12 protein-coding genes and 1 pseudogene are annotated in these 13,163 nt (G+C 59.6%); 3 read left to right on the top strand and 10 right to left on the bottom strand.

Annotated features, from left to right (window positions below):
* Nucleotides 1–526 (top strand): annotated as a pseudogene (locus tag ACRAUW_RS01260) (substrate-binding periplasmic protein); the annotation flags it as partial.
* 108 nt (nt 527–634) lie between these two features.
* Here the strand turns inward: ACRAUW_RS01260 and ACRAUW_RS01255 are convergent.
* From ACRAUW_RS01255 to ACRAUW_RS01245, 3 genes are all read right to left on the bottom strand, one after another.
* Nucleotides 635–1,384 (bottom strand): amino acid ABC transporter ATP-binding protein, encoded by a 750-nt coding sequence (locus tag ACRAUW_RS01255; protein ID WP_431360842.1) that lies wholly within the window; start codon nt 1,382–1,384, stop codon nt 635–637.
* Nucleotides 1,368–2,327 carry an amino acid ABC transporter permease gene (locus ACRAUW_RS01250; RefSeq protein ID WP_431360841.1) on the bottom strand — a complete coding sequence of 320 codons (960 nt, stop codon included), beginning with the start codon at nt 2,325–2,327 and terminating at the stop codon, nt 1,368–1,370. Before ACRAUW_RS01250 ends, ACRAUW_RS01255 begins: the two co-directional genes overlap by 17 nt.
* 99 nt (nt 2,328–2,426) lie before the next feature.
* The gene (locus tag ACRAUW_RS01245; protein WP_005334079.1) at nt 2,427–3,227 is read right to left on the bottom strand and encodes a transporter substrate-binding domain-containing protein; all 801 of its coding nucleotides are present in this window, start codon (nt 3,225–3,227) and stop codon (nt 2,427–2,429) included.
* 520 nt (nt 3,228–3,747) lie between these two features.
* On the opposite strand from ACRAUW_RS01245, the gene ACRAUW_RS01240 reads away from it, so the two are divergent.
* On the top strand, nt 3,748–4,881 hold the full coding sequence (locus ACRAUW_RS01240) for a diguanylate cyclase (RefSeq protein WP_431360840.1): 1,134 nt from the start codon (nt 3,748–3,750) through the stop codon (nt 4,879–4,881).
* Nucleotides 4,882–4,974: 93 nt separating this feature from the next.
* On the opposite strand, the gene ACRAUW_RS01235 is transcribed toward ACRAUW_RS01240, so the two are convergent.
* From ACRAUW_RS01235 to ACRAUW_RS01215, 5 genes are all read right to left on the bottom strand, one after another.
* The gene (locus ACRAUW_RS01235; protein ID WP_431360839.1) at nt 4,975–6,309 is read right to left on the bottom strand and encodes an MFS transporter; all 1,335 of its coding nucleotides are present in this window, start codon (nt 6,307–6,309) and stop codon (nt 4,975–4,977) included.
* 21 nt (nt 6,310–6,330) lie between these two features.
* Complete coding sequence (gene uhpB / locus ACRAUW_RS01230) at nt 6,331–7,851, bottom strand: signal transduction histidine-protein kinase/phosphatase UhpB (protein ID WP_431360838.1); 1,521 nt, start codon at nt 7,849–7,851, stop codon at nt 6,331–6,333.
* Nucleotides 7,848–8,438 carry a transcriptional regulator UhpA gene (gene uhpA, locus ACRAUW_RS01225; protein ID WP_005334071.1) on the bottom strand — a complete coding sequence of 197 codons (591 nt, stop codon included), beginning with the start codon at nt 8,436–8,438 and terminating at the stop codon, nt 7,848–7,850. The genes uhpB and uhpA overlap by 4 nt, the downstream gene beginning before the upstream one ends.
* Nucleotides 8,439–8,631: 193 nt before the next feature.
* Nucleotides 8,632–9,027, bottom strand: coding sequence for a nucleoside diphosphate kinase regulator (rnk, locus tag ACRAUW_RS01220; protein WP_005334070.1), 396 nt, complete (start codon nt 9,025–9,027; stop codon nt 8,632–8,634).
* A 245-nt stretch (nt 9,028–9,272) separates the two neighbouring features.
* Nucleotides 9,273–10,010 (bottom strand): substrate-binding periplasmic protein, encoded by a 738-nt coding sequence (locus tag ACRAUW_RS01215; protein ID WP_431360837.1) that lies wholly within the window; start codon nt 10,008–10,010, stop codon nt 9,273–9,275.
* 275 nt (nt 10,011–10,285) lie between these two features.
* Between ACRAUW_RS01215 and ylqF the strand changes: the two genes are divergently transcribed.
* Nucleotides 10,286–11,236 carry a ribosome biogenesis GTPase YlqF gene (gene ylqF / locus ACRAUW_RS01210; protein WP_431360836.1) on the top strand — a complete coding sequence of 317 codons (951 nt, stop codon included), beginning with the start codon at nt 10,286–10,288 and terminating at the stop codon, nt 11,234–11,236.
* A 158-nt stretch (nt 11,237–11,394) separates the two neighbouring features.
* Here ylqF and ACRAUW_RS01205 read toward each other — a convergent pair whose 3' ends face one another.
* A complete protein-coding gene (locus ACRAUW_RS01205) occupies nt 11,395–12,291 on the bottom strand; it encodes a histone deacetylase family protein (protein ID WP_431360835.1) in 897 nt (298 codons plus the stop codon).
* Between the two features lie 182 nt (nt 12,292–12,473).
* Nucleotides 12,474–13,133 (bottom strand): YccT family protein, encoded by a 660-nt coding sequence (locus tag ACRAUW_RS01200; RefSeq protein ID WP_431360834.1) that lies wholly within the window; start codon nt 13,131–13,133, stop codon nt 12,474–12,476.
* Nucleotides 13,134–13,163: the final 30 nt, after the last annotated feature.

Below are 13,163 nucleotides of genomic sequence, written 5' to 3'. Positions count from 1 at the left end.
CGATGCCATGGCGCCGCGGCCTCAGCATGGTGGAGCAGGGCCGTGCCTTCGCCATTTTTCCACCCTACTACCTGCCCGATACCCGCCCTTATATCTGGCCCTACTCCCAGCCGACTATGGCGGCCTGCGTTTTGGTATGAATGCCGGTTTTGCCATCGGTGGCGATGCCTTCTGGCAGGCGGTGAAAGAGAAGAAGATCGATGTGGAAGAGGTCAAGAGCAATCGGGAAAATCTGCTCAAAATTGTGCGGGGGCGGGTGGATTGCACTATCAACGATCGCCTCTCCCTGCTCTATGAGCTCCTCAGCATGTTCAAGGGAGAGCAGTTGGCGGTGGCCGATATGTCACTGCTCAAACAGGGGCCTGTGCTCAGCAAGGAGCAGGGGTTTCTCGGCTACAGCCGCAAGGGGGAGTATCCATACAAGCAGGCCTTTATCGACCAGTTTGACAAGGGGCTCTATCAGCTCAAAAAGCGTGACGGGATGAAGGTGATTGTGGAACGCTATCTGGGAAAGACCCCGCGCTGAGCCGATAAAGTGAGTGCTAGGATTCAGCAGGGTTGAGTCTGCTCTCGCGTGGCGCACAAAAAGAGGGATCTGGGCATCCCTCTTTGTTTATCCGGCTGTGAGTGTTGGCTATAGCACCTGACTCAGGAACTGGCGCAGGCGCGGGGAGGAGGGATTGTCGAAGAAGTCGGCAGGCTTCTCATCCACCAGCAGTTCGCCACTCTCCATAAAGAGCACCCGATCCGCCACTTCCCGGGCAAAGCCCATCTCGTGGGTCACCACCACCATGGTCATCCCCTCGCGGGCGAGTCCCTTCATCACATCCAGCACTTCGCCCACCATTTCCGGGTCGAGCGCACTGGTGGGCTCGTCAAACAGCATGATGCGCGGCTGCATGGCGAGTGCTCGGGCAATGGCTACCCGCTGTTGCTGGCCGCCGGATAACTGGGAGGGGTAGCTCTTGGCCTTGTTAGATAGTCCTACTTTCAACAGCAGGGCTTTGGCGCGATCTTCAGCCTCTTTGCGCGACAGGCCCCGCACCTTCTGAGGGGCGAGGCAGATGTTGTCCAGCACCGTCAGGTGGGGGAAGAGGTTGAAGGACTGGAACACCATGCCCACCTCTTCCCGCAGCTTGTTGACATCGCCCGGCTCGGTCAGGCAGATGCCGTCGACCACGATGTTGCCGTCGTTGATGGTCTCCAGCTGGTTGAGGGTGCGCAGGAAGGTCGATTTGCCCGAGCCACTGGGGCCGACGATCACCACCACTTCTCCTTCAGCCACTTCGGTGCTGACATTTTTCAGGGCGTGAACCTCGGTGCCGTAGAACTTCTCTACTCCAGTCGCCTTGATGATGGGATTAGGCTTAGTTGCTGCGAGCATATTTCACCTCGAGACGGCGTACCAGGAAAGAGAGGGTGCCGGTAAGCACCAGATAGAGCAGGGCAACGGTAAACCACACCTCGAACGGACTGAAGGTGGAGCTCACCACTTCGCGCCCCGCCTTGGTCAGATCGGTGATGGAGATGACCGAGACCAGCGAGGAGTCCTTGATCAGGTTGATGAACTGGCCTGCCAGCGGCGGCAGCACCCGCTTGAACGCCTGCGGCAGGATGACATAGCGCATGGTCTGGGCCGAGGTCATGCCCAGGCTGCGACCGGCCTCCATCTGCCCCTTGTGGATGGAGCTGATACCGGCGCGGACGATCTCCGCCACATAGGCGCCGGTAAAGACCGCCAGCGCGGCGACCCCGGCGGTGAAGCGGTCGAGGTTCAGCACGGTGCCGATAAAGAAGTAGACGATGAAGATCTGCACCAGCAGCGGCGTGCCGCGGATCAGCTCAACGTAGGTGATGGCCAGATTCCGCAGGGCGGGATTGGGGGAGAGTCGGGCCAGCCCGGCCAGGGTGCCGAGCAGGATGGCGAAGATGCCCGCCACCAGCGAGAGCTTGACGGTGACCCAGACGCCCCAGGCGATGGGGCCTGCGGTCCAGCTCAGTTGGGTGTCGAGGGTATCGCCACGAAAAACGGTATCTCCTTCGGCGACTTGTACGCCGGTGCTGGCAATGGCTTGCCGCACATTGGGGTCGAGATCGTCTTGCAGGAACAGCTTGCCCTTCTCGACCTCGCTGGTGCCCGCCATCACGGTGCCGTCAAATTCGGCCAGATTCTTCTGCTCGGCCTGATAGGCGATGTATTGGGGAATACGTTCCCAGCGCCAGGTGTAATCCACGGACTGGACAGCCTTGTAGATGCCGAATACGGCAACCAGCAGCATCAGCAGGAAAACCCCATGCCAGAGTAGCGGGTTGGGCTGTTTTTCCATCTGTCTTGTCGGTTTGGGTGTGTGCACAGTCACAACCTCTTCTCGTTATTGTGTGGGGAGCTGCATGGTGCAGGGGCGGCATGTGCCGCCCCCAGGAGGTTATTTGAGCTGGTTCAGCCAGGCGTTGGATTCGAACCACTTCTTGTAGAGACGGTCGTAGCTGCCGTCGCCCTTGATCTGGCGCAGGTAGTTGTTGAACCAGTTGAGGGTGTCCTGATCCCCTTTGCGGATGGCCCAAGCCAGCGGCTCGAAGGTGAACGGCTTGTCGAGGTGCACCACGGCGCCCTGATTCTGGGAGGCAAAAATAGCGTTGTAGGGCAGGTCATAGACGAACGCATCGACCTTGCCGTTGATCACTTCCAGCTTGGCGTCATCCTGAGTTTCAAACTGCAGCAGGGTCGCTTTGGGGATCAGGCGCTTGACTGCCTGCTCGCCAGTGGTGCCGAGCTTGACCGCGATCTTGTACTTCGGGTCGTTGAGGTCGGTGAAGGATTTGATTTCACCCGCCTTCTCTTTGCGCAGGACGATGGTCTGGCCGACCACGATGTAAGGGTCGGCGAAGTTGACCCGCAGGTTGCGCTGGGGGGTGACGGTCATGCCGCCCATGATGACGTCGAACTTGTTGGTCAGGAGCGCCGGAATGATGCCATCCCAGGCGGTGTTGACGAACTCGACCTTCACGCCCATCTCTTTGGCGACCATCTTGGCGAGATCCACGTCAAAACCGATGTACTGGCCCTGCTTGTTGGTCATCTCGAAGGGTTGATAGCCCGCATCGAAGCCGACTCGCAGCACGCCGCGTTCGAGCACGGCATCCAGGGTGGAGGTAGGGGCTGGGGTCGGAGCCGCCGTGGCGATCCCGCAAAACAACAGGGTAGAAAGAATCAGTTTTTTGATCATAAGTGACGTCTCTGTCGGTGGTGTGTTCGGCCTTGAACCTGATCCCGTGCGACTCCGTGGCACAAGAGACTGCTGCATCCGGCAACAGGCAAGACAGGATGAATGTCTTGAGCGGGGCAAAAGCCCCATATGAGACGCTATGAATAGTGGTTGAGTGAAAAATGTACCAAAAACAGATTGTGTCAGAAGACTCAACAGGTTAGAGACATTTATTACTCATGGCTTCATTCATAAAATCACACGAAAACAACATATCTATCTAATTGAGTGGGTTCAAGCCCAAATTATGCCCAAGACATTTTGTTACAAAGCCTGGGTGCCGCTTGCAGCTCTCATTGTGCTGGCGGGATCCGTAAGAGGCTTTTCGTGGGGCTGATACGAATATGCATTGGTGGGATATCACACTCATTGCGCTGTTTGTCAGCAAATGAACGGGCTTTATTGTGAAAACCATCAATTCCCACTGGGTCTTGGCAAACGCTTCTCATATACTCAGTTACCCTCTCTGCATGGCTTTGGTATGGACGCCTCACTACTGCTTAAGCTGGATATTTTTACCTTGATGATCATGGCCTTATGTGGCTATTGTCTCGGTTTCCTCACTCTCACCATCATTCGCGTGACTCACCACGATATTCCCGGCGTCGGGGTCTGGTGGTGGTCCAGCCTGTTTGCCATGCTGGGTCAGGCGGGATTTGTCAGTCTGCTGCTGACCCCCACTCCCTACGGCTCCTGGGTGGGCAATGTCTTCCTGATTTTTCATGTGTCGTTGCTGCTGGTTGCCCAACGATCTTTCTTCGGTCAATCGCCTGGCTGGCGTGCCTGCTGTGGCACCATTCTGTTGTTTGCCATCATCATGACCTGGTCAGTCGCCATCGATGGCCGGATTGCGGTGCGGGTGATGATCAGCAGCGCCACCTTCCTCGTGCTCAGTACGCTTATCATCTGGCAGCTCTGGCGTCACGGCCGACCCGATTATCAGGTGGCGGTCTGGGTGCTGATTGGCCTCAATCTGGTGCTGATTGCCATGACCCTGATGCGGATGTTTACCGTGTGGGGCGAGGTGATCGAAAGCCCGTTCCAGCGTCAGCTGTTCAACGTGTTGCCCTATGTCTCCATGCTGGTGGGTAGCTCCATGCTCACCTTCGGGGTGTTGCTGCTCTGTAACCAGCACCGGGCGTTGGAGCTGCGCTATCAGGCCTGTCATGACCCGTTGACCGGCTTGTTCAATCGCCGTGGTTTTATGGAGCGTCTGGCCCGGGGACGCCCTGCAGAGCAGGGGGCGTTGGTGGTGCTCGATCTGGATGACTTCAAGCAGATCAACGATCGGCATGGTCATGAGGTAGGTGATCGGGTGCTGGAGCGGGTCGGGTTGGCACTGCGCGAGCTGGAGGGAGTATTGGCCAGTCGCTTTGGGGGCGAGGAGTTTGTGCTGCTGTTTCGCCATGCCACCGCAGAGGAGGCGAGCGCCCGTTGCCAGTCACTGCTGGTTCAGCTTGCGGCCAGCGAGGTGGAGGGGATCCATATTACTGTCAGCATGGGGGTTGCCCACTGGCAGGGAGAGTTGCATTTCGACCACCTGTTCCGGCGCGCGGACGACGCCCTCTATCGGGCCAAGCGGGAAGGAAAGAACCGGGTCTGTCAGGCTGCCTGATGCAGGAATAGGTTCAGGAATAAAATCAGAACGCGGTGATCCGCCGCCCTTTTCGTTTCTGCTTGCAGGGTATGGCTAGTCAGCTGCCGTCCGTTACTCTGACGCCGCTTGAGCCGTTCTCGGTGCCTGCGCCTTGAGGAAGGGGAGCAGCAGCAGGGCCGAGACGCCCGCCGCCACCGAGATCACCACGAAGAAGCCGTTCCAGTGCCAGATCTCCATCACCTTGGCCAGCGGATAGCCCGACAGCGCCGCCCCCATGTAGGCGAATAGACCGACAAAGCCGGTGGCCGCTCCCGCCGAGTTCTTGTGGGAGCACTCCGCCGCCGCCATGCCGATCAGCATCTGGGGGCCAAACACGAAAAAGCCGATGGTGAAGAAGCAGGCCGCCTGCATCACATAGCTGAAGAAGGGCATCAGCCAGAGCGATCCCACCGCCAGCAGGATCCCCACCGCAAAGATGAGGTTCATCGGGCCACGGTTGCCGTTGAACAGCTTGTCCGATCCCCAGCCCGCCACCAGGGCGCCGATAAAGCCCCCCACCTCGAACATGGAGATGGCCGAGTTGGCGCTCATCAGATTGAAGCCGCGCTGCTCGGTCATGTAGAGGTTGCCCCAGTCGTTGATGGCGGTGCGCACCACATAGACCAACACGTAGCAGCAGGCGAGCAGCCAGATATAGGGGTTGCCCAGCACATATTTGCGCAGGATCTGGCGGTGGGAGAGCCCCGCATCCTGGGTCTGCTGGGCCAGCTCCATGGCATCCTTGCGCCACTCGCCTACTGTCGGTAGCCCCATGGCGCTCGGGGTATCACGCAGCCGCCAGCAGAGGAACAACCCCGCAAGGATGGCGATAAGGCCGGGCACTATCATACCGTAGCGCCAGCTATGTTGCAGGGCGATGGTGCTGACGATAAGGGGGATGAGCGCCCCGCCGACGTTATGGGCTGTGTTCCAGGCAGACCACCAGACCCCGCGCTCGGTACGCGAATACCAGCTGGTGAGCAGCTTGGAGCAGGGGGGCCAGCCCCAGCCCTGGAAGAAGGCGTTGGCGACCCAAAGGGCGGCAAACATCCAGAGTGCCGACGAGAGACCGAACAGGATATTGATGACACCGGTGGCCATCAAGCCGATCCCCATGAAGTAGCGCGGGTTGGCGCGGTCACTGATGATGCCGGAGAAGAACTTGGAGCAGCCGTAGGTGATGTAGAACAGGGTCCAGAGCATGCCGATGTCGGACTTGTCCAGCATGTCGCTCGCCAGCATGTCCGGCATGGCGAAGTTGAAGCTCTTGCGAGTGAAGTAGAAGACCGCGTAGCCCAGATACATGGTCAGCAGCAGGTGCAGCCGCCAGTGGCGATAGGTGGCATCGATCTCGGCCTGATCCCGGATAAGGGGCCGGGGCGGCGCGCTTCTCATAAAACTCAGCACAGGCAGGCCCTCTGGTGGTGATTAGCCATGACTCTCTTCCCTTCTGCGACTGGGCAGGTTGACCGTCAGCTGGGTGCCGTGGATGCAGGAGAGTTGCAGACTGCCACCGAGCGCCTGTACCCGCTCGCGAATGCCGAGCAGGCCATAGCCCTGTTGCGGACGGCTTTCCGGCAGACCGCGGCCATCATCTTCCAGCACCAGTTGCAACTGCTCGCCGCTGGCCCGGGTGCGAATGGTGACCGAGTGGGCGTTGGCATGTTTGACCACGTTGTTGAGCCCCTCCTGACAGACCCGAAACAGGGTGACCCGCTGGGCATCGGAGAGATCCCCGTCCGCCAGTTGCCACTCCAGCCGGGTGACGATGCCGTGACGCTCCAGCTCCAGCTCCCGCAGCAGTGCCCGTACCGCCTGTTCCAGCGTCATGTCGTCGAGCTGGCGCGGGCGCAGCCGCCCGAGCAGGCCGCGCACCGCGTCGTAGATCCCGAGCGACAGTGTGTCGATCAGGGCGCTGCTCTGGCCCACCCCGGCATTGTCGGGGGCGAGGCGGCGCACGATCCCGGCTTGGGTACGAATGGCTGTGATGGTCTGGCCGATGTCATCGTGCAGCTCGCGCGCCACCTCCTTGCGGATGCTCTCCTCGGTCTCCAGCAGCCGCTCGGTGAGCTGGCGATTGTGGGCGAGCTGGCGGGTCAGCGCCTGATTGAGTTCGCGCTGGCGCTGGATCCCGGCGCCGAGCAGCAGGCCGGTGAGGCTCTGGGCCAGCAGGGAGAGCAGCAGATCCAGCGGGTGATCGTGCCAGGCCTGACTGGCCAGCAGGGCGATGGTGTTCATCAGGGTGGCGAGCAGCGCCCCTTGCCAGCCGTAGCGCCACGCCATGGCGATGATGGGGATGGCCAGACAAAACGGGGTGAAGCGTACCAGCGAGTTGGGCAATCCCAGTTGCAGCCAGAGGCTCAATACGAACAGCAGCAGATACCAGACCAGATGGCGAAAGCGCCACTCTACCGGCTGATCCACCAGCGCAGGCCCCAGTGGCACCCAAGTGGCGCGGGTGAGGTAGTGCCAGATCAGCATGCAAGTGGAGGTCAGCGTCAGCCCGCCGGTCAGGCTGAGCAGCAGGGCCGAGAGGCCATCTTCCCCGGCCAGATGCCAGAGCAGGGCTTGCAGCAGCGCCGCCGCCGTGACGGTGGCGAGCAGCAGCAACAGTTGCTGCCAGTCGTTGCGCACCTGCTGGCGGCGGGCAATCAGCAGCGGTAGCAGGGTCAGCAGACAGCCCGCGACCAGCCAAGGCCAGTGGGGCAGCCCCACCTCCAGATTGAGCCAGTAGAGCAGCAGCCCTTCGCACAATAGCAGCGGCGGCCAGTAGTGGCCGGGACTTTGCAGCAGCAGACCGAGACGCAGGCCGAAGGGGAAGAGCAGCACCGCCAGCGCCGGGCCACCCGCCAGATGCAGGCTGATGCTCCAGAGGCAAAACCAGCCAGCGGCAAAGATGAAGCAGGCCGCCAGCGCGATGGCGACATAGCTGGCAAAACGGGAGATCACCAGCTATCCAGCATGCGGTGGGCCAGCTCGACGTTGTTGCTGACCTTGAGCTTGTCCATCAGGTTGGCGCGATGGACGTGGACGGTTTTGGGGGAGAGGCCGAGCTGTTCGGCGATGGCCTTCACCTCCAGCCCCTGCGCGAGTAACTGGGCTATCTCCCGCTCCCGATTGGTGAGGGGATCCCGGCTGCTGCTGGCCAGTTTCTGGGCGATGTCCGGCGTAAGATAACACCCCCCCTGTGCGGCGGTGCGCACGGCGGCGATCAGCTCGTCCGGACTGCAGCGTTTGGAGAGAAACCCCTTGGCACCGGTCTGCAGTGCCTGCTCGATGAGGGCCGGACTGTCGTGAACCGAGAGCATCACCACCGCAAGGCCGGAGGGGAGCTGTTTGAGCAGATCCAGCCCCGACTGGTCGGGCATCGAGATGTCGCAGACGCAGACCCGAGCGCCACTGCCGGGTAGACCGGCAAGGGCGTCGCTGGCGGAGCCGAATTCGGCAACCACCTGCAGATCGGGCTCCAGATTGAGCAGTTGGGCAAAACCGGAACGGACGATCTGGTGATCGTCGATGAGGGCAATTTTTATCATGATGTCAGCCTGAAATTCGGTGCGTCATGACCATGACGCGGCCAACAAGATACCTGCCCCCCGAGTCAGGCTCAAGCAGCAGCAGGAAAAGGGGCTAAAAACCGGGGGGCAAGGTGCGCAAAGCTTGATCGGGATCAGCTGGCAAAGGCGAACAAGCGGGCTGATCAACAGGGGGATGACCAGCCCGGGGGACTCAGCGGTGCAGTTCGCCGGCGCGCTCCGGCTGATAGACCACTTCCAGAATTTCGACCTCGATGGTGCGACCGGCCGGGCCAGGCCAGGCGATGCTGTCGCCCACTTTCAGACCGAGCAGGGCGCTGCCCACCGGCGCCAGTACCGAGATGTTGCTCTCGTCGCCCTTGGCATCGCGCGGGTAGACCAGGGTGAGGCAGAACTCGTTGCCGCTGCTCTGCATCTTGAAGCGAACCTTGCTGTTCATGGTGACCACGTCCGGCGGCATGTCGGCCGGTTCGCGGATCTCGGCGCGGTCCAGCTCCTCTTGCAGGGCCAGATGCTGTGGGTGGTTGCCGAGCAGTTGTTCGATACGGTCCAGATCAAGGCTGGAGATAACCAGATGAGGTTGTTTCATAAGATATTCCTTATCAATAGCGGATAGGCCCATACCGGCGGGTGCAGGTTGGCCATCACACAGGGTGTTACAAAAATGGATTCAACAGGTTCAATCGATTGAAAATGCCATGCCCCCAAGCGACTCGCGGCCGAAGGAGCGAGGCGGGGGCTCAGCAGGGTGTGAGCAAATGCGAGGAAATAGTGAGTATTTTCATGGGGCTACCATAACCATTCTGGCCGGCCTTGGCAACCGTGATTGAGTGACTACTCAGGAGCCTGGTAGTTGTACTGACGGATAATCCGCGTCAGTGTGCCATCACGGCGCATCTTGTCGATTACGGCTTGCCAGCGTTGCGCCTCTTTGAAGGGGAAATCCTTGTGGGCGGCCAGGAACAGCTGGGTGTTCATCAACACTTCCCCGCGAACCAGCTGTTGTGATGAGCGTTTGTCTTGTTGTTGGGCATACAGGATGACATTCCATGCGGCGACCCAGGCATCAATGCGTCCGCGATAGAGTTTATGAGCGTTGAGTTGCTCATCTGCCACTGTTTCTCCTCGGATCCCGATGCGTTGTTTGAGCAGGTGTTGACCAAACGAGTAGCGCAGCACGCCCACGTTCAGGTTTTTCAAATCGCTGCTTTTCAGTGCTTTTGGTTGAAAACGGCGATCGCTGACGATCAAAAATTGCTCATCGAGGATTGGTGTTACCCACTGATAGAGGTGCTCGCGCTGGCTGCTGCGTACGGGCGGTATCATCAATACATCCGGGCGATGCATTGTCTGGGTCAGCGCCCGTGGAAGCGGCATCAGCTCGATGGTGAGCGGTTCATCCAGACGGCGGGCCGCTTCCTCCATGATTTCGATGGCCACACCGCTTGGCGTACCATGGGCGCCCTGAATAATGTAGGGGGGCAGTTCGGCTGCTATCAGCACAATAGCCTGAGCTCCGGTATTCACCAGCAACAGCAGCAGGGTAAAAAAGGGCAGGCAGAGAGTGCGCATTAAGGTCGTGAGCCAGAGTCGAATAAGCAGAGTGTAACATTCCTGTCTGCGTTGTCTTTCTACCTGCTGAAGGGTTGGGATCTCAGTCGAAGAAATCGTGCAGACCGCAATGCGATGCTTTTACTGGCGGTTGGCTGATTTGATAGCGCTAAGGCTAGAATGACCTGTCAAAAGAGGCCCGCAGCAGGTAAAATGCGCCCCCTTCGTTCGATGCCCGCGGCAGAGCGCCTGTTGTTCCATGCGCGCGCCCGCAGCCCCCACAGAGAGTAACGGATATGTCCATCAACTGGTTCCCCGGTCACATGCACAAGGCCCGCAAAGAGATTGCCGAGGTCATGCCCCAGGTCGATGTGATCATCGAGATGCTCGATGCCCGCATCCCCTTCTCCAGCGAAAACCCGCTGGTGCCCGAGCTGCGTGGTGATACCCCGGTGATCAAGGTGCTGAACAAAGCGGACCTCGCCGATCCGGCGATCACCGAACTGTGGGTGGCGCACATGGAAAAAGAGAAGGGGATCAAGGCGCTGCCGCTGACGCAACAAGAGCCGGAGAAGATCAAGCAACTGCTGACCCTCTGCCACGAGATGCTGCCGGAACGCAATTTTGAGCTGCGCGGCGTGCGGGCGATGATCATGGGGATCCCCAACGTGGGCAAGTCCACCCTGATCAATACCCTGGCCGGGCGCATCATCGCCCGCACCGGCAACGAGGCGGGGGTGACCAAGTCCCAGCAGCGGATCAAGCTGGATAACAACGTCATCCTGACCGATACCCCGGGTTTCCTCTGGCCCAAGCTCAACCCGCCCTCCTGCGGTTATCGTCTGGCCATCACCGCGGCCATTAAAGACACTGTGTTCGACTATGCCGATATCGCCATGTTCGCCGCTGACTACTTCATCAAGGCCTATCCGGAGCGGATCAAGGCGCGCTACCAGATTGACGAGTTGCCCGAGACCGAGATCGAGCTGCTGGAGATGATCGCTCGCCAGCGCGCCTTCGTGCGCAAAGGAGGGCTGGCCGACCTGCACAAGGCGTCCGAGATCCTGATCAACGAGTTCCGCTCCGGCCTGCTTGGCCGCATCTCGCTGGAGACGCCGGAGATGGTGAGCGTCGAGATTGTCGAAGCCGCCGCAGAAGCCGAGCAAAAAGCCAAAGAGAAGGCAGAGCGGGAAGAGGAGCGTCAGGCCCGCGCCCGTCGCAAGTACGCCCGCAAGCGTCAGAAATAATTATCCTCATGTGTCCCGAGCTTGCCTGACAACGAGCGAGCTTGTGTGACCGAGATGACGAAACACGAAGAGGCGACCCCAGGGGTCGCCTCTTCTGTTTTATCTGGTGAAGTGCCCGCCCGACTCTGATGGGGTGTCCGCGCTATCAAGCCATGCCATCAGCCAAAACGGTGGCGCGCTATTTCAAACAGCAACATATGAAGCGGGATCAGCTGTTGCCAGTCGCGGCGATAGCCGCCACCGGGCACCGCCGCGATGGGTAACCCATGCTTGATTGCACAGTCAAATACCATGGCATCGCGCAGGCGAACCCCTTCATCGCTCAGGGAGAGATAGCCAAGCTCGTCGGCATGATGCACATCGACGCCCGCCTGATAGATGATGAGATCCGGCGAATAGAGCCGCAGCGTTAGCGATAGCGCCTGTTGCAGTGTGGTGAGATAGGCATCGTCCGTCATGCCGCTTGGCAGCGGAAAGTCGAGGTGAGAGGCGGCTTTGTGATGGGGGAAGTTGTGCTCCCCATGGAGGGAGAGGGTGATGATATCGCGCCGTCCGGTGCACAGGGTCGCACTGCCATCTCCCTGATGCACATCGAGATCGACGATCAGCACCTGTTCACAGCGCCCCTCGTCGAGGCAAGCCTGGGCGGCAATCACTAGATCGTTGAACAGACAAAACCCGCTGCCGTGATCCCGATGGGCATGGTGGTAGCCACCGGAGATCTGCAAGCCGCAGCCCTGCTCAAGTGCATAGCGGCTGGCGGCAATCGTGGCACCCACCGAGCGCAAGGTGCGCTCCATCAACATGGGTGACCAGGGAAAACCGATCTTGCGGATGGCGCGAGCTTCAAGCTGGCCGCTCAGGGCTGCCGCGACATAATCGGCATTGTGAATGCGACAGATTTGCTCCTGGGTGGCCGACGGCGCTTCGCCAAGGGGGTAACCCTGCATCTGCAGGCGTTCAAACAGCCCTTGATACTTGGCCAGCGGGAAGCGATGGCGCTCGGGTAGCGTCAGGGAGGAGTAGAGAGGGTGATAGAAAATGTGCAACGACATGGTGCCATTCTCCCTGGCAAGGTGGCGCTTTCTATATATGAAATCAGCAGATGAATCCATGTATGCACTCCCTATATAAAGGGGAAGTGGCAGCGCATAAATCAAGACGCGTCGTGAGTGAGACCGCAGCATATGGAAAAGGGGAGCTTGGCTCCCCTTTTCAGTCAATATTTCAGCCCGGCTTATTGCTGCTGGATAACCCAGATCTGGAAGGCTTTGCGGGTTTCCGCATCGGCCTTGTTGTACCAGTTTTGCAACTGGGTCAGCGCTTCCGGATTGCTTTGCGCCTTGCTGGGGGCAACCTGAACCGGTGCGCTGGCGGCAGCCATCACGGCAGCAGAGGAGACGGCGACTGTCTTGGGCTGATTGAAGGCCTTGCCCATGTTGATCAGCTCTTGCTGATAGTCACGGGTCAGCTGGAAGCCTTCTACTTTCGGCATCACGAACTGTTCGCTACTCACTTGCTGACCACTGGCCTTGTCTTTCAGCGCCACTTTTTGATCTTTGACAAACTGCTTGGCTTCGGCTTCGTTGCGGGGCTTTTTGTAGTCCAGCACCAGCTGTTGGTTGTCGGCGGCAGTGAAGTTCAGCACCAGCGGCTCGGTGGTCACCAGCTTGATTTCGTTACGGCTGGAGTAGTTGCCTTCAAAGGCAACGACCAACTGGTGTTTGCCGGCAGAGAGGGGGAAGGTGCTGGTTTTGTCGAGCAGCTTGGGGTTGATGGATTGACCATCGATCAGCTGGACGACATACGGGGTGGTCACTTCCAATTGGGCATCAGCAAGGGCGCTACCGGCCCACAACAGACCAGCCAGCGCCGGTACCAGAACAGTCAGTTTCATTTCATCTCCTTGAACAGTCAGGCGATTGCC

The organism is Aeromonas sp., assembly GCF_050633025.1.
In the GTDB taxonomy this organism is placed as follows: Bacteria; Pseudomonadota; Gammaproteobacteria; order Enterobacterales; family Aeromonadaceae; genus Aeromonas.
Note: the sequence above shows the minus strand (reverse complement) of the source record. Positions and strands in the feature narration are given on the sequence as shown.